At 46.1% G+C, this 17,208-nt stretch carries 16 protein-coding genes and 1 pseudogene; 8 read left to right on the forward strand and 9 right to left on the reverse strand.

Translation table 11 applies throughout. The features are described 5' to 3' along the window. Positions 1-38 precede the first annotated feature (38 nt). From ubiK to L5M49_RS10325, 3 genes are all read left to right on the forward strand, one after another. Positions 39-293, forward strand: a complete 255-nt coding sequence (gene ubiK, locus L5M49_RS10315; RefSeq protein ID WP_006083441.1) for a ubiquinone biosynthesis accessory factor UbiK — start codon at positions 39-41, stop codon at positions 291-293. A 94-nt stretch (positions 294-387) separates the two neighbouring features. Then, complete coding sequence (locus tag L5M49_RS10320; RefSeq protein WP_263207577.1) at positions 388-753, forward strand: hypothetical protein; 366 nt, start codon at positions 388-390, stop codon at positions 751-753. Positions 754-789: 36 nt separating this feature from the next. Then, complete coding sequence (locus L5M49_RS10325; protein ID WP_173496177.1) at positions 790-1,137, forward strand: hypothetical protein; 348 nt, start codon at positions 790-792, stop codon at positions 1,135-1,137. On the opposite strand, the gene L5M49_RS10330 is transcribed toward L5M49_RS10325, so the two are convergent. Continuing rightward, positions 1,134-2,306 carry a winged helix-turn-helix domain-containing protein gene (locus L5M49_RS10330; protein WP_263265990.1) on the reverse strand — a complete coding sequence of 391 codons (1,173 nt, stop codon included), beginning with the start codon at positions 2,304-2,306 and terminating at the stop codon, positions 1,134-1,136. The genes L5M49_RS10325 and L5M49_RS10330 overlap by 4 nt on opposite strands. 250 nt (positions 2,307-2,556) lie before the next feature. On the opposite strand from L5M49_RS10330, the gene L5M49_RS10335 reads away from it, so the two are divergent. The 3 genes from L5M49_RS10335 to L5M49_RS10345 all read left to right on the forward strand — a co-directional run bounded on the left by L5M49_RS10335 (position 2,557) and on the right by L5M49_RS10345 (position 5,645). Then, positions 2,557-3,087 (forward strand): hypothetical protein, encoded by a 531-nt coding sequence (locus L5M49_RS10335; protein ID WP_263265991.1) that lies wholly within the window; start codon positions 2,557-2,559, stop codon positions 3,085-3,087. A gap of 176 nt (positions 3,088-3,263) precedes the next feature. Beyond that, complete coding sequence (creD, locus tag L5M49_RS10340; RefSeq protein WP_263163982.1) at positions 3,264-4,742, forward strand: cell envelope integrity protein CreD; 1,479 nt, start codon at positions 3,264-3,266, stop codon at positions 4,740-4,742. A gap of 93 nt (positions 4,743-4,835) precedes the next feature. Beyond that, positions 4,836-5,645, forward strand: a complete 810-nt coding sequence (locus L5M49_RS10345; RefSeq protein WP_173496175.1) for a phosphatase PAP2 family protein — start codon at positions 4,836-4,838, stop codon at positions 5,643-5,645. Positions 5,646-5,728: 83 nt separating this feature from the next. Here L5M49_RS10345 and L5M49_RS10350 read toward each other — a convergent pair whose 3' ends face one another. Beyond that, complete coding sequence (locus tag L5M49_RS10350; RefSeq protein WP_263265992.1) at positions 5,729-6,454, reverse strand: substrate-binding periplasmic protein; 726 nt, start codon at positions 6,452-6,454, stop codon at positions 5,729-5,731. A 189-nt stretch (positions 6,455-6,643) separates the two neighbouring features. Between L5M49_RS10350 and L5M49_RS10355 the strand changes: the two genes are divergently transcribed. Together L5M49_RS10355 and L5M49_RS10360 are read left to right on the forward strand one after the other, a co-directional pair. Next, entirely contained in the window at positions 6,644-7,144 is a 501-nt protein-coding gene (locus tag L5M49_RS10355; protein WP_105253008.1) for an Lrp/AsnC family transcriptional regulator, read from the forward strand. Between the two features lie 340 nt (positions 7,145-7,484). Continuing rightward, complete coding sequence (locus L5M49_RS10360; protein ID WP_263265993.1) at positions 7,485-8,849, forward strand: sodium-dependent transporter; 1,365 nt, start codon at positions 7,485-7,487, stop codon at positions 8,847-8,849. A 244-nt stretch (positions 8,850-9,093) separates the two neighbouring features. On the opposite strand, the gene L5M49_RS10365 is transcribed toward L5M49_RS10360, so the two are convergent. From L5M49_RS10365 to ilvD, 7 genes and pseudogenes are all read right to left on the reverse strand, one after another. Next, on the reverse strand, positions 9,094-9,957 hold the full coding sequence (locus tag L5M49_RS10365) for a Tim44 domain-containing protein (RefSeq protein WP_263147544.1): 864 nt from the start codon (positions 9,955-9,957) through the stop codon (positions 9,094-9,096). Positions 9,958-10,435: 478 nt separating this feature from the next. Beyond that, positions 10,436-10,954 carry a DUF4303 domain-containing protein gene (locus L5M49_RS10370; RefSeq protein ID WP_263265994.1) on the reverse strand — a complete coding sequence of 173 codons (519 nt, stop codon included), beginning with the start codon at positions 10,952-10,954 and terminating at the stop codon, positions 10,436-10,438. 47 nt (positions 10,955-11,001) lie between these two features. Continuing rightward, positions 11,002-11,622: an imm11 family protein gene (locus L5M49_RS10375; protein WP_131526149.1), complete on the reverse strand. Its 621-nt coding sequence runs from the start codon at positions 11,620-11,622 to the stop codon at positions 11,002-11,004. Between the two features lie 456 nt (positions 11,623-12,078). Next, positions 12,079-12,339 (reverse strand): hypothetical protein, encoded by a 261-nt coding sequence (locus L5M49_RS10380; protein WP_263265995.1) that lies wholly within the window; start codon positions 12,337-12,339, stop codon positions 12,079-12,081. A 1-nt stretch (position 12,340) separates the two neighbouring features. Beyond that, a pseudogene (locus L5M49_RS10385) lies at positions 12,341-13,474 on the reverse strand (pyridoxal-phosphate-dependent aminotransferase family protein). Between the two features lie 207 nt (positions 13,475-13,681). Beyond that, complete coding sequence (gene ilvA, locus L5M49_RS10390) at positions 13,682-15,283, reverse strand: threonine ammonia-lyase, biosynthetic (protein WP_263147684.1); 1,602 nt, start codon at positions 15,281-15,283, stop codon at positions 13,682-13,684. A 17-nt stretch (positions 15,284-15,300) separates the two neighbouring features. Continuing rightward, entirely contained in the window at positions 15,301-17,175 is a 1,875-nt protein-coding gene (gene ilvD / locus L5M49_RS10395; RefSeq protein WP_263265996.1) for a dihydroxy-acid dehydratase, read from the reverse strand. Between the last annotated feature and the right edge of the window lie 33 nt (positions 17,176-17,208).

Consider the following 17,208-nt stretch of genomic DNA (forward strand, 5'->3'; position numbering starts at 1 on the left):
TTACAATCGAGCTATTCAGTAAAGAGGCGGACAAGATTATGATCAATCCAAAGAAAATCGAAGAAATGGCGAAACAATTGAGCGAAAGTTTGCCCAGCGGTCTAAAGCAATTTGCCGGTGAATTTGAAGAGCGCAGTAAGCAAGTACTGCAAAATCAATTGCTCAAGTTGGATATGGTTTCCCGTGAAGAATTTGATGTGCAGCAACATGTACTACTGAAAACCCGCGAAAAATTAGAAGCCCTACAAGCTCAAGTCAATGAGTTAGAAAAAAAGCTCAACGCGGCGGGCTAACTTATCATGCATGTTTGAAAGAGCACAGTTAGCGATAGCGCAGCTGTGCTTTTTTGTTTTTAACACTTCAAGCATTGAGTCACTTGGGGAAATAATGCAACAACTCGCCAGCTATATCCTTGCTATTGAAGGCTATCCAAGCCCTGTCTACGTGGTAAGCCAATCAAACGAGCAGCAAACCTATCACGATGATAATGTGGAGATTTGTGAGTCCATAACGCTTTATCACTTCGATAACGGGGTTGTGATTAGCAAGCTAAGCGAGCAAGATAAACAAGTTTATGAGTCAGACATGGTTTGTGAAGATTATTGGCTCAGCTATCGGGTTGTAACAGCTCATATTGCGATTTCGCCGCAGCAAAAATCCTTTAGCAATCTATGTCAGCAAAGCTTTTGGCTTAAGATGCAGCAAGGGCTGGCAGTAAAGCCACCGCTGCAACCAGAGCATAAACAGACTTAATGCTTTAGCGTCGAACAATCAAGGAATGAAGCTACAATGGATGTCACAATCAGCACACACTATCAGGACTATCTTCTTTGGGGATTATTGTTGCTTGGTGGCCTGCCGCTACTCACTTATCCCGGTGTGCTTCTCGCCAGTTTGATGGGATTGGCCAGTCAATCAAGCATTAAACCCGCTTTTATCTATCGATTGATGAATCAGTGTTTTCTATGGGGAAGCCTAGTTTATCCCGCCGTGTATATTCCCTGTTATCGCATTACGAGCGATAGTACTGCGACTTCTTCATCTTTAGTCATTGCTGCGTTGCCACTGCTGTATCTAATCTTACTGTATGGCTGCTTTCGCTTTATGGATGCTCCAACTAAAGAGACAAATAGTTAAAGCTTTTGTTGGCGAGCATACTTTTGCTTAAGGCCTTTATGGTTAGCCTTAACTAACTTCCAGCGGTCACAACCATTGAAACGAGCATATTCACTGACTGCGATATCAAAGGCCGCACAGAAGTCCTCATCTAAGCCATTCACCATCACGCCCTCTTCTAAAATCAATTGCTGTAATAGCAATAGGTTAGCTTGACGATCGGCTTTAACATCCACGCGACCAACAAAAGTGTCGCGCCACAGAATTGCTAAAGAATAATAACCATACTGACGCTTTTCGGCTGGGACATAGACTTCAATTTGATAATCAAAATCAAACCATTGCTTTAATCTTTGCCGTTGGATCAATAAATTATCGAAGGGATTAAGCAGCCACACTTTATTAGGTAATGGTGCATTTAGCTGTAATGAAGGGCGATAAAAGTAGCTTTGGCCCGCCGTCTTAAAACACGCTAATAGCCCGTGAGCTAGCAGCTCTGCCAACTCTTGGGCTACTGCTGATTTCATACCTTTGCGTAAATAAGCCATTTGCGCCGCAGTACCGAAGGCGTGGGCATCGAGATAACGATCAATCAAATAGCGCGTAAACTCACTATCTGTCGGTGCTTTGGCATTTACATCTTGTGGCAACACTCGTGCGGTAAGATCGTAAACCTTTTGAAATTTCTCCCGCCGCACCACCATCAACTCACCACGCATAAACAGCTGCTCTAGGGCTTTCTTCGCGGGCTTCCAATCCCACCAGGTACCGTTTTTAGCTTCACTATGTTCGAAATCACTGGCCTTGAGTGGCCCTTCTGCAAGGATTCGCGCCCGCACTTCCTGCATTATTTTATCGTCGGGCTCAAACCAATGCTTACCGCCATTTTGCAGCAGCTGTTTACGCTGCAAACTAAAACGGTAATCGGCAATCGGTAAATAAGCTGCCGCATGGGACCAATATTCGAAAATCTCTCCTTTGGCTAAAGCCATATCGAGCATCTTTGGCTGATATTCTGGCATACGACTATGCAGCACATGATGATGCGCTCGCTCAACCACGTTGATAGAGTCAATTTGTACATAACTGAGACGTGAAATTGCCTCGGTAACTGAGGTATATGGTTGCAATAATCCTTGCTGCTGCATATTTAATTGCAGCCACTCGCGAGGTGAAAAGGGATTAGACATCGATTCTCCAAATTCAACGACAAGCAAATACCAAACCAGAGCAAAAAAACATAACAAACTGAAAATAAAAGTATTTAGCACACTATTCAACGAGTAGGTTTGTGAAATGTACGCACAAGTCTACTCACTAGGCAGTATCTTCGGATAACATAAGCTATTTATACCTTAACGGCTATCGGTTTACCTACCCGTTAGTTTCACGACTCGAAATAGAGCCTATCTGGCATAGGCTCTTCATTAAGGATTGATGATGAATATCTACTATCGCCAAGCACAACTCTGCGGCCGCAAAACGGGTAATGGCACTAAGCTGCCATTTTTGATGAATATCTTGTATTCACTTGCTGCTAAAAATGGCGATCACCAGCCCTTTTCAATAGATGACATTAACGCGGTACTGTTTAATCAGCATCAGTCGATTGGTTGCTCTATCGAGGCGCCGCTACCGATAGTGAGTTGGCGCACCGAAGCGATAGAGTATGAGTTATTTAAAGGCGAAGAGCTGGTGTACCTGCCCCAATGTATCATCTTTAGCAATGGCGCCATTGCCTATGTCATTGTCGTCATGGGTGATGAGTATGAGCTGCGTATTTGGCCCGATTACAGTAACCGTGATCGAGAAAAACACCACTGGTTTTCCCACCATGCCGTAGTCTATTCCGCAGAACTTGACGTCTTTAAACAAAGCTTCGAAGCACTGCTCAAACATATTAAAAAAGAAAATGACTACGAGAAAAAACACCCAAAATTTGGCAAAGACATCCCACTATCAGATTCATAAACTTGGATAATGAGTATGGATTTAGCGGCAATCGCCATAATTTTGCCACTATTGATCAGCAACTTGCCCGCAACTTTTGTAAAAAAATCTGTTTTAATACCCGCCGTGATACCGAGTTAACTCTGCACAATCTTAGCGGATAAGTCTCGGTCGTATTTCATAGGGAATGAAATTCAATGTTCAGCATTATTTTCTGGGTACTCACCCTACTTAGTTTGGCCTTATTTGGTAGCGCAGCCTATTTAGTGGTGCGAGCACTCCTCAAAAAATTTAATCGAAGTCAAGGAATCGATATGTCAGCACAAGAACCGTGGGCAGTAGCCACCGCAAAGGGAACGGCATTAAAAAACACCACCTTATTAAAAGCCTTAACCATTGGCATACTGTCAATCCTCGCGTTGATCCCGCTGGGGATCATTATGGATATGACTTCTGATCGCCAAGCCCTTTACCACAGCGTTGTCGATGAAATCGGCCGTTCATGGGGTGAGCAGCAAACCCTCTCAGGTCCTGCGCTAGTGATCCCTTACAGCTATTTTGTGTTACAAGAAGAAGTCAGTAACGACGGTAAAACTCGCCATGAAGTGAAACGTACCTATCAAGATGAGCTAGTGATCCTACCGAAAAAGCTCACCCTCGACTTAGACCTAAAACATGATTTTCGCACCCGTGGCATTTATCAATCGCTGGTGTATAACGCAGCTCTACAAGGTCAGGCCGACTTCAGCCTTAACCGTTATGATATTCCTAACCTTATCGCCTTCGATAACAAAAATGCCCGGTTAGTCTTTGGGGTGTCATCGAATCAAGCAATTGATAAAGTGGAAAAAATTGAAATTACCGGTGAATCGACCTTACTCTCTGGCTCGCTGATGTCGGGCACGGGGTTAACCACTGGCGGTTTAGAAAAAGGCTTTAATCAAAAGATCCAAGTCAGCGAAGCGAGTGATTTTAGTGTGGATTTTGCCATGACACTACGCGGCTCTCAGTCTATCAGCGCATTGCCACTAGGCGAGCAAACGCTAATCAATATTCGCGCCGACTGGCCGCATCCAAGCTTTAAGGGATTATTACCCGCAGAACGGGACATCAACGCGCAAGGCTTTACTGCAAGTTGGAATATCAGCCACTTAACCCGTAACTATCCACAAGAGTTTATTAAGAGTAATCAATCGACTCTCACTGAAGTGTCGGCCAATGCGATTTTATTCGAACCAGTGACTCACTACGGCAAGATTGATCGCTCGGTAAAATACGGCCTACTGTTTATCGTGCTGACTTTTATCATGTTGTTTATCTTCGAAATTGGACAAAAAACGAGCCTAAGCACGATTCAATATGTGTTAGTCGGCAGCGCCATGGCCTTGTTCTATTTGCTACTACTCTCGCTATCTGAGCATCTAGCCTTCTTGCATGCCTATTTAATTGCCGCCTGTATTCCCGTGCTGTCAGTATCGGCTTATGTAGGGAGTGCCACAGCAAGTATTAAGCGCGGTGCATTAGTAGGCATTATGCTGGTGAGTTTATATGCCGTGCTGTACTCGATACTGCAACTGGAAGATTACGCCCTATTGATGGGTTCAGGTTTACTGTTAGTCGTACTGTTGATTTTGATGTTCGTGACTAGGCATCACCCTAAGAACACGGCGCAATAGCGCCCTACCGATCCACCCTTGAAGACCCCCGACAGCGCCATCTTTTGCTGTCGGGATTTTTTTATTGGCAAAACCATTGCCGCGTTGTAGCCTATGGCGTTTTATGAAGAGGCTTATATTTTGACCCATAGCGTCTATCTTTTACGCCGTTTAGGTTTAGCTTGGATACTGTTGGCAACCATTCCGAGCTTACTATTACTGACACAGAATCAGCTGTTTCCACTGATCGATCTCCACTCTACCTTAGCCAAAACCTTATATTGGATTACCATGACGGGCACTGCGCCCTATGGCGTCGCAACAGTCTTGTTTGTATTAGCGATCGCCTATCGTCATATGCCTAAACCACTCTTTATAAGTTTATTTTTTGCCATCAGCCTCAGCCAAGTTATCAGTTTAGGCTTAAGCCACACCCTCAAATCCTATTTTAAAGAACCCAGACCTAATCTCGTTTTTCTAGCAGAACAAGCACTGCCTAAGCATGAACCGCTTTCACTCGATGCCTTTTATCAATTGGATAAACAGTCACGTTCTAAGACAATTGCCAATGCACTCGATGGCTTGATCGCTGCAGAACCCGCCTTAAAACTCGACTCACGGATCCATCAGCATTGGGAAGATGAAATCGGCTATTCTTTTCCTTCGGGACATACCATTTTTGCTGTAACGCTAGTGCTTACCGCCAGCTACTATTTGCTACTTGCTGGATTACCTAGCTTAGTCATGGCGTTATGGAGCTGGGGATTTTTGATGGGATTAAGCCGTATGCTGCTTGGCATGCATTGGCCGCAGGATGTGCTGTTTTCAACCTTTTTAGCCGCCATCATCAGCGGATGTAGCGTGTTCTTTGTCAGTAAGTTGCGTCCACTCTCCCATGCGTTTGCTAAAGGATCTGAGCGCTAACGCTGTTAATTCAGCGTCTCGATTTGGCTGTCGACTCGAATACGACAGCTTCAAACACTATGAAGTTAAATACTTAGGCATTGCTAAGCACTGCCTAAGTATTTTGCCACTAGGGCCTGATAAATCCCATTGGCCTTAATTCTAGCGAGCCCTTGATTGAAAGTATCCCGCGCCACTGAGTTGTGGAACACCATTCGATAGGATGTTGGGGGGAAAATAAAGTGGTAGCTTAATGCTTGCTGGATATCAATATCATCCTCAACGAACTTATTCAGTTGAGCGAATATATAACGATCGGCAATCACAGTATTAATGCGACCTAAGTACAACATACGGTTCTGGCTTAATTGGCTATCGACTTCACGATAAATAGTCTGTTGCGCTACGGCATTAAACTCAGTGCCAAGTAAGAAGCGAGCATTTTCAAAAGCGGCGACACTGTACTTTTTAAGATCCGCAATACGTGTTATTTCAAGGCGTTGTTCGGACAAACTGATCGCCACATTGGTATATTCAACATAATCATTGGACCAATAACCATCAACGCCATTTGCAGGGTTCATCGTCATCACAGCATCTAATCGATCTTTATTGAAATATAAAACTTGGCGTTTACGAGAGTAGAATTTAAAGTTGACTGGCTGCCCCATTTCCTTAAACGCGGCCTTAATAATATCGATCTCAAGCCCTGATTCAGCATCTTCGATAATATAAGGCGGTCGATTTAGAGCGCTACCAATGGTTAACGATGCAGAAAATGCATAAGTCGGTAATATGAATAAGCAGATTAGCAACAAACTCAAACGCATACAGTGTCTCACTCTTATTAGTATCATAACAATAGCGGTAAATAACGGGAGTTCCAAACCGCGCGACTCCCAAAATCTCTATCCGTTATCACTGTCACAACCTTAAAATGTTTCATTTGATCAAGATTTTTGGCAAAGTCCGCTAAGACTGGCAAACTAGAGGCTGACTCAGTTAACCCTAAGCTTTCGATGACAGACACTCACCCCTACAAACTCGATCAACTCGATTTAACGATTCTGCGCTTACTGCAAACCCACGGCAGATTATCAAATCTCGAACTGGCCAATAAAGTCGGACTATCGCCATCTCCTTGCTCGCGCCGTGTTAAAGCCTTAGAAGAAGCGGGTTATATTGCCGATTATGCAACGCGTCTGTCGGCGGATAAGTTCAACCTGCATTTGACCGCGTATATCCATGTTCGAATGGAGAAACATACACCGGCGATTCTCAATCAATTTGAAACCAATGCACTCGCCTACGAAGAAGTCCAAGAATGCGCGCTGATCACGGGCTCAGAGGCCGACTATCAACTTAAAGTGCTAGTACAAGATATGGCGCACTTTCGCACTTTCCTGTTAGATAAACTCACGACCAACGTGCATATCGCAGGGGTGCATTCCAGCTTTGTCCTCAAAAAGGTTAAGGACCACACGGCCATTCCCTTAGGACACGTCAACATTCAAGCATAAGCCAACACCCAACAGTCACAGTAAAGACCGCAAACAGGACAGCGGCACAAGTAACAGTCATAGCACAAAATAGCCATTAGACATCTGCCATACGGTATTTTTTGACCATAAGATCACAATTCAATGAATTTTTATCATCGCAATGATTCACCAAATCTCAACCATCAGTCGCACCTGATAGCAATAAAATCTCGCACAAAACAGATAGGCGGCACACAACATCAACTTACAGCCAAAAACCGATAAATTATTGCAGATTAACACCATTTTAACGCACTAAAATTGCGTTGAAATCCTAATTTATCCGCCTAAGATACGCCTTCTTTTTACGGGAGGCACAATGCAATCGGCCAATACAAGTTCAACTAACCACTTCAGCTCACGCTTAGGTTTTATCATGGCGGCCGCAGGTAGCGCCGTTGGCGTCGGCAATATTTGGGGATTCCCCACCCAAGCGGCCACCCATGGTGGCGGCGCCTTTCTACTTGTGTACCTAGTGCTGATTTTCATCCTAGGCATTCCCATGCTGATGGCTGAACTCATGATAGGTCGCCACGGGCAAACCAACCCCGCCGATGCCATGGGCAAACTCGGCTTCAACTCGCTCACCCGCGGTTTAGGCAAGACCATAGGTTTGCTTTCCATAGTGACAGCGGGATTGATTTATACCTTCTACAGCATTCTCTCCGGCTGGTTTGTCAGCTTTGCCATCGCGCCTATCGCCACTGCCTTTGGCTCGAATGATACCGCCGCTTGGCTAGTGGATTTTTCGCTGTCACGTAATCTGGTGTTTACACTGATCTTCAGCACGCTGGTTTTTCTGGTATTACTGCAAGGCGTGCAAGAAGGCATAGAAAAATGGTCGAAACGCTTAATGCCGTTATTACTGATCATGCTGATCGCGGGCGTGGCGTATATCTTCACCCTAAATGGTGCGAGCGAAGGGATAAGCGCGCTACTAACGCCTAACTTTACCAAGGCGCTGGCGCCAGATACCTTGATCAGCGCGCTCGGACAAACCTTCTTCTCCCTTACCATAGGCACAGGTGCCATGATGGTGTACGGCAGTTATCTGAGCCCAAAAGAGAATATTGCTAAACTGACCGTCTGGGTTGCCTTTACCGACAGCGGCATCGCCTTTCTCGCCGCCTTCTTGATTATCCCAGCCATGTATGTGGCCCAGCACAATGGCGTGCAGATTTTTAATGCTGAGGGCAAGTTACTCGATTCGGATGCATTGGTGTTTACTGTCTTACCCGCGTTATTTTCCACCTTAGGAGATACGGCTAACCTTATCATCAGCGTGATTTTCTTTGTTCTGCTGATCATCGCGGGTTTAACCTCGGCCATATCCATCGCCGAAGTGCCGACGAGTTATGTGATGCAAAAGTTCGGACTCAGCCGTCAACGCGCCACCTTGATCATCGGCCTATTGTTGACCTCATTATCCTTATTACTGGCGGTATTTTTTGAGACGCTATTTAGTTTCACTATAATGCTGACCACCCAAATCGCCCAGCCGCTGGTCGCCCTCGGTATTGCGGTTTACTTAGGTTGGATTTGGCGCCAAACCCAACTGCTCAAGGCAATTCGTGGGCAAGAAGGTGTCGATAGCACAGGGCTTTTCTGGCGCATTTGGCCAAGATATGTAAAGTATGTTTGCCCAGTGCTGATTATCGCCATAGCCATCAGACAATTTGTGTAACCATTTGAAAAAAATAACAAAATCCACGCTAATGGCGGGGATTTTTTATTTAGCAATTGATGCACTAATTAACTACTTTAAAATAATCAGCAAAGTCTTGCTGCCGCCAATAGTGAATGCGATGACAGCCGGATTTTTTCAATCTATCGATGACGTTGAACTGCTAGGGTAAGGCTGGATTGAAACGAAAGGGGATGTAAACAGCAGCCTTAAGAGATTAAGGCTGCTTTAAACACTGAGCTGATTACTGTTCGATACCCACAATTAACCAAGGTGAGTTGGCTTGCGTTACGTTACGCTCTAAATGCCAGATTTCCTTAATGTCCTCTTCTACGCCTTCAACGGTATCGCAATAGCGGCCGCTAAATTTAACACTCACTTCCGCAAGATTTGCATTGTGTGTGGCGCGGACAAGTTCTGCATCCAAAAACATCACTTCTGTGTGCTGATCGCCAACTAACTCGCGACGTTGGTTGCTGAGTTCATTGTAAAGATCAATAGAAACATACTCTTGGATTTTGCTTAAATCGTTTTCATTCCACGCCAATTGCAGGGTTTTGTAGTGACTACGAGCGCCTTCCAAAAAGCTTGGTAAATCAAAACCCGCGGGTAAATTAAAGGGCACATCGCTTATCGCTTGGCCAAAGCCATTGCTGCCGCTGTTTGCATTGGTGGCAAAACCTGTTTGTTCAGTCTGTTGGCGCTGTAGATTAGTACTTGGCTGACTCGCCCCTGCATAGGCCGGTCTTGGCTGCGCCCCCGCTTTTGAGGCCATCACAGTACGAACGATTTTGAATAGCACGAATGCCAGCAAACCGATAATCAAAATATCCATGATTTGAATATTTTCAAAACCACCGCCCATAAACAGCGCAGCCAATAAGCCACCTGCTAATAAACCGCCTAACATGCCGCCCATCATACCTTTTTTGCCCGGTGCTCCCGCTGGCGCCGTAGTCGGTGTGTTGGTCGCCGCTGGTTGAGCCGGAGCCGTTTGATGGCTTTTGCCGATAGATTTACTACCGCCGAATTTTTTTGCTTCAACGACTGGGCTAGTAACTAAGCTAACCGCAAAAATCATCGCCAGCATAATAAATAACTTTTTCATTTATAGGATCTTGTTCGTGTAATCTGAGGTGCTGCCATAATAGCGGGATGACATTATATGTCAATTAGCAAAAAGCGAAGGCTGATTGTCCTGTGCATATTTAGTGAGTTGCGATTAGCACTGTCATTCCAGTGACGCGCCAACTTTGGTTTAAAAATAAGTCATCCATGCGGGCTCGACGGCTGCATCTGCTGTATATGGACATACGAATGTCGCGATCACATGGATGTGAATGAGCGGCCATGCCGCCAACGGTCACTTACATGCCAGTGCTTAATCCCATAAACTGCCGTACATTCTGATAGCCTGAACTACCCAAACCGAAGTCCAGACAGAGGTGACCATCTCAGCAGTCATATCTTTTGAATCAAGATTTAGAATAATCGCCATGAAGAAAAGATGCGTTTGTCCTATATTTTTTCATCTTTTTTAAAAAGAGATTATTTTTCTATTTTTATAGATAAACCTGTACGGTTAATTAGTCAAATCTTAAAATAAATTCCATTAAAAGGGGGGCATCGTTTATTAATTTTGCAGAAGAGTTTTCTATTTCCTCAGACTCATCGTCGTCAGTAATTGAAACAAAACACACTGTCGAATTTAGCTCAATAGGCAGTTCTCTTTTTATTCTGATTAGTACATTTGATAATGTCTTAATTAGTTCATTTTTAAACTTTGCAAAGTTTATTTCTCGAGATGAGTCCTCTCGAAGCATCTTACTTATTTTAGAGAAGGCTCCCGCATTATATCCATCATAAAACCACTCAGATACTGCCCATCTATAGTAATTTTCACACTCTATGCTCTGATCTTCTTCAGCAACGAGAATGCTTTTAAGCTTACCCTCAGAGCTAGCACTTAATGATGCTGACATGGCACTACTGTCAGTGTAAAGAGATACCGCATAGAATGCCTCATCTTTATTTTCTAACAATAACATCTTGATTGTATCGTATGTAATTTCAAAGCATTTTTCTTCTAACTCAGTCCAGTCCATTATTCACTCCTTGTACTTAGCTTCAATATTTTCATTTTATGATACACTCAGCTCCATGCAGAATACTGATAATTATCATTTATTTCCTTAAAACTCACACCCGTTAAACCAAGAGCCTCGTACTCGTTTTTAAACTGAATAGAACATACAGAAGCCGCTATCTCGTTACAAAAGAATAAATGTTCACGAATATTATTCTTTATTTTAAATTTATCTATAGACTCATAATATGTCTTCTTTAACCCACGTTCCTCTTGCGTGTTCAATTTTCCAGAATCTAAGTCAATCGAGATAGTATAAGTGGACTCATCTTTATCTAAGATAGACAAATAACTTAGTGGAAAAAATAAAAAGTACTTTTTCTGCGGCCGAACTCCTCGATGCAGGTTAATATCGACAGGAATACGAATACACTTAACATTTAATTTTTCACACAAGTATAACATTTCATTAGAAACTAAATTTTCATCAACCAAATAATCACCATTCAGTTGATATGTTTTTGCTTTAAGAGAATAAGCATTTAAAAAATCACCCTCACATGGTGGTGAGTCATAAAACTCATAGTCAGGTAGCTCAGGAGTCCAATGTTTATCCATAAAATACGGTATTCCCTTACCATCAGGATCTGATTGCACAATAAAAAATGCCTGTGGATTTATACTCATAATAACTACCCTGTAATAGGTTAAAAGTTTAATGTCCCTAAGAAAGCATTAGCGCAAACTTGAATTTATTTTAAACATCGTTTTACTCTGTTGCCAGCAATAATATTCCCTCGCAAGTCAAAAAAGCTTAACGAGCCACCCATTGTTAAATTCTCGGTATTAAATTATCGGAATGCATAATTATAAATAACAGACTATCAGGTATACCAAGGGTTTAACGGGATTAAGCACTGTCGTGGAAGTGACCGTTGGCGGCATGGTCGCTCATTAACATCCATGTGTTCGCGACATTCTAGTCTTGTTATAAATCTAGCAGATGCCGCCGTCGAGCCCTCAGGGATGAGTTCATGGCGTGTCACTGGAATGACAGTGCTTAAGCAAAAACAGTATGCATACACAAAAACCCCCGCATTGCGGGGATTTTCAATATATCAAAGACAACTAACACTCACTGCGTTACACGCACTTTCCATCCGATGACTTATCGGAAAAAAGTGCTCGGCTGATGCCGCCAAAGATGACATTCAAGAAGCCGATACCGACATCTTTTTGCCGCTCATCGGCGCTGCCCGTATCGTGGCCGCTCGCATCGCGCATGCTTTGATTATTGTTGGTTCCGCGCACAAAATCGCAGGAGACATTGCTCGTATTATTCACCGAGCAGGCACTGAGCAAAGTGATCATTAGCCCGCAAAGTGCAAGGCGTAATCTTGGCATATTAGTTCAACACCTCTTCTAATGCCTTGAGGCATAAGGCGACATTTTCACGACGGGCACCAAAACCCATGAGGCCAATGCGTCATGCTTTACCCGCAAGGGCACCAAGGCCGGCGCCGATTTCGAGGTTATAATCCTTCAGCAAACGAGTCCGCACCGCAGCATCATCGACTCCAGCGGGGATGTAAACTGCGTTAAGTTGTGGCAGACGCGAATCTTCGGCAACCACAAAATTTAGCCCTAACTTTTCCAGCCCAGCACGCAGCACTAAGTGCATGTCATGATGGCGTTGCCACGCATTTTCTAAACCTTCGGCCGCTAACATACGCAGGGATTCATGCAGTGCATAAAGTGCATTAACGGGCGCAGTGTGATGGTAACTACGCTTGCCGCCCGCGCTGGTCCAATAGGCCATCACTAAGCTTTGATCGAGGAACCAACTTTGCACTGGGGTCTTGCGATTCTTGAGTTTTTCGACGGCAGCAGGCGAGAAAGACACAGGCGATAAACCCGGTACACAGGAGAGACACTTTTGGCTGCCAGAATAAATGGCATCTATGCCCCATTCATCGACCCTTAATTCGACGCCGCCAAGGGAAGTGACCGCATCAACTATGCTCAAGCAACCATAGGTTTTGGCTAATGCGCACAAGGTCTTAGCATCGGACAGTGCGCCAGTTGAGGTTTCGGCGTGCACAAAGGCTAAAAACTTGGCATCGGGATTGGCTTTCAGCGCAGCTTCAACCGCTGCAGGATCAACAGGTGTGCCCCACTCATTGTCCACCAGCACGGCAATAGCGCCCATACGCTCGACGTTTTGGCGCATACGCTCACCAAACACACCGTTACGACAGACAATCACCTTCTCACCCGGCTCGACTAAGTTAACGAAACAGGTTTCCATGCCCGCACTGCCCGGCGCTGATACCGCCATGGTCATTTCGTTTTTAGTTTGGAAAGCGTATTGGATCAGGCTCTTAAGCTCATCCATCATGCCCACAAACAGCGGATCTAAGTGGCCAACTGTAGGTCTGGACTGTGCCGCAAGCACTTCGGGATAAACATCCGACGGGCCAGGGCCCATTAAAATACGGCGAGGAGGATTAAAAGCGGTAAAACGCGGTGCTGGTAACATCATGTCTCCTTAATGCGTGTAGGTGTAGGTCGAAGTCTAGTTATTATTCGTTAGCCAATCGTCAGCGGATTAAGTCAGCGACTTAACTGTGACGTATTAATCGGCGGCTAGAGTATTAAGTCTACAAAACTACCACAAAAAGGAGCGCCTGTGCGCTCCTCCTTTAGCCTTAGTTATGACTAACATAACTATCACGCGCATGGTGCGCTAAGGTTGTAACGCCTTGTTGCCGTTACCCGCATTTAAAAACAGCTGATAGGCAGGACTTTGAGTTTCCTCTTGATAGACAAAACCCAACTCAGTTAAAAACTGTTGGAACGGCAAAGCATCACTCGCGGGTACTTCAAACCCCGCCAGCACTCGGCCAAAGGCCGCGCCGTGGTTGCGATAATGGAACAGACTAATGTTCCATTTACTCTGCAAGGTAGTTAAAAACTTCAGCAGCGCACCGGGATGCTCGGGGAACTCGAAGCTAAATAAACGCTCCTCTAAAGGCTCAGGTGGATGACCGCCGACCATATAACGCACATGCAATTTCGCGGTTTCATCACCGGATAAATCCTGCACTTCAAAACCATTGGCCTCTAAGGTGGCAATGATTTGTTCTAGCTCACCTTGGCCTCGGCTTAAACGAATGCCGGCAAACACCACGGCAAGATCACGACTACTGAAACGATAGTTAAACTCTGTCATCACCCGCTTATCGAGCAACTCACAGAATGTTAAGAAACTTCCCGGACGCTCAGGGACTTTCACCGCCAGTACCGCTTCTTTTTGCTCGCCGAGTTCGCAGCGCTCCGACACATAACGCAGACTGTGAAAATTCACATTCGCGCCACTTAAAATCGCCGCGACCTTTTCACCATTGCCGCAATCACCACTGGCATTAGCGCTGACATATTTTTTAAGCCCAGCTAAGGACAAGGCCCCTGCGGGTTCGGCGATCGCACGGGTGTCTTCGAAGATATCTTTCACCGCAGCGCAGATTTCATCCGAAGTGACAGTCACTACTTCATCGACATAGAGTTTAGCGACTCGAAACGGCTCAGTGCCGATACGTTTAACCGCCACGCCATCGGCAAATAAACCGACTTGCGCCAGCGTCACGGGCTCGCCCGCTTCCATCGCTGCCTTTAAACAGGCCGCGTCTTCTGGCTCGACACCGACAATTTTCACCTGCGGCATCACCGCCTTGTAATAGGCAGCGATCCCCGCGATGAGCCCGCCACCGCCTACGGGCACAAATACCACTTCGAGATCGCGCTGCTGCTGCAACATCTCTTGGGCGATAGTGCCTTGGCCTGCGATCACGGCTTCATCGTCGAAGGGCGCGATATAGACTCGGCCCTCTTCTTTGGCCATCGCCATCGCAAAGCCATTGGCTTGATCGAAGGCTTGGCCGTGCAATACCACGTTGCCACCTAAACGGCGCACCGCATCGACTTTAATATCGGGCGTCGTCTCAGGCATCACAATCACAGCATCCACACCGCGACTCGCCGCTGACATAGCCACACCCTGAGCATGATTGCCTGCCGAAGCGCACACCACGCCGCGCTGGCATTCTTCTTTCGTCAGCTGGGCGATACGGTTATAGGCACCGCGTAACTTGAAGGAATGCACTGGTTGCATATCTTCGCGCTTCAAAAATACCTGACAACCCAAACGCGCTGATAACTTGTTCATGCTGGAAAGCGGCGTCACTTTCGCTATGTCATACACGGATGACAACAGGATTTTTTGCAGATAGCTTTGTGCCAACTGAAAATGGGCTAAATCCGCCTGAGTTTGCGATGAGAGTGGCAACATAGATGCAGTAAACATAATTAGTCCTCCAGTTTACTGCGATCGCGCACCGCGCCCTTGTCGGCACTGGTGGCGAGCATGGCGTAGGCCTTAAGCGCGAGTGACACATAACGCTGGCGACCAATAGGTTTCCACGCCATTGGGCCAAGACTATGCATTTTTTCACGGCGAGCATTGAGTTCAGCATCGCTTACCGCCAGCTTGATGCTGCGCTTGGGTATATCAATTTCGATGCGATCACCATTTTCAATCAAGGCGATTGTACCGCCAGCGGCAGCTTCGGGTGAGACGTGGCCGATAGATAAACCAGAAGTACCACCAGAGAAACGACCGTCGGTGATCAGCGCGCAGGCCTTGCCTAAACCACGTGATTTTAAGTAACTGGTTGGATACAACATTTCTTGCATACCTGGGCCACCTTTCGGGCCTTCGTAACGGATAACCACCACATCGCCCGCCACCACTTCACCGCCTAAAATGCCCGCCACAGCATCATCTTGGCTTTCATAGACGCGAGCAGAGCCGATGAAGGTCAGATTCGATTCATCCACGCCCGCGGTTTTAACGATACAGCCGTTTTCGGCCACGTTGCCCGACAATACGGCAAGCCCGCCCTCTTGGCTAAAGGCAAACTCACGGCTACGGATACAGCCTTCTTGTCTGTCATTATCCAGTGACGGCCAGCGACAATCTTGGCTAAAGGCTTTAGTGGTCGGAATCCCCGCAGGTCCCGCCATAAAGAAATGTTTTACTTTTTCATCTTGGGTTTGCATTATGTCGTACTTGGCCAATACCGATTTCAAGGTCCCGCCGCCCAGCGTACCGTCATTATCGGCCGCCACATGGAACACATCGGTATGCAGCAATCCGGCTCTGTCTAGCTCACCTAAAATCCCCATCACCCCACCCGCACGGTGCACGTCTTCCATATGGTATTTAGGCGTCGATGGCGCAACCTTACAAAGGTGCGGCACTAGGCGCGACATGCGGTCGATATCAGCCATGGTAAAATCAACATCAGCTTCCTGCGCGGCCGCCAATAAATGCAATACAGTGTTAGATGAACCGCCCATGGCGATATCTAAGGTCATGGCATTTTCGAAGGCTTTAAAGTTGGCGATATTGCGTGGTAATGCCGATTCATCATCTTGATGATAATAACGTTTTGCCAGCGCCATCACGCGGCGCCCCGCTTCCAAAAACAGCTCGCGGCGATCGGCGTGGGTTGCCAACATAGAGCCGTTACCCGGCAGCGATAACCCTAGTGCTTCGGTTAAACAGTTCATTGAGTTGGCGGTAAACATGCCAGAACAAGAACCGCAGGTTGGGCATGCGCTACGCTCGATTTTAGCACTGTCTTCATCGCTCACGTTCGAGTCGGCGCCCGCCACCATAGCATCGACTAAGTCGAGTTTGATGAGCTTATCCGACAACTTAGTTTTACCCGCTTCCATCGGTCCACCAGACACGAATACCACAGGAATATTGAGGCGCAGCGCCGCCATCAACATACCGGGAGTGATCTTGTCGCAGTTGGAGATACACACTAACGCATCGGCGCAGTGGGCGTTAACCATGTATTCCACACTGTCGGCGATAAGTTCACGCGATGGCAGACTGTAAAGCATGCCGCCGTGGCCCATGGCGATACCGTCATCGACGGCGATCGTATTGAATTCTTTGGCGATACCGCCCGCCTCTTCGATGGCGCTCGCCACCAGTGAGCCCATGTCTTTTAAGTGCACATGGCCCGGTACAAACTGAGTAAAGGAGTTAGCAATGGCGATAATTGGCTTACCAAAATCATTGTCTTTCACCCCTGTGGCGCGCCATAACGCACGGGCACCCGCCATATTGCGGCCTTCGGTACTGGTAGCTGAACGTAACTTTGGCATTGACTGTATCCTTTATCTCAAATCGAAAATCGT

This window comes from Shewanella sp. SM74 (assembly GCF_025653725.1).
GTDB classification, from domain to species: Bacteria; Pseudomonadota; Gammaproteobacteria; order Enterobacterales; family Shewanellaceae; genus Shewanella; species Shewanella oncorhynchi.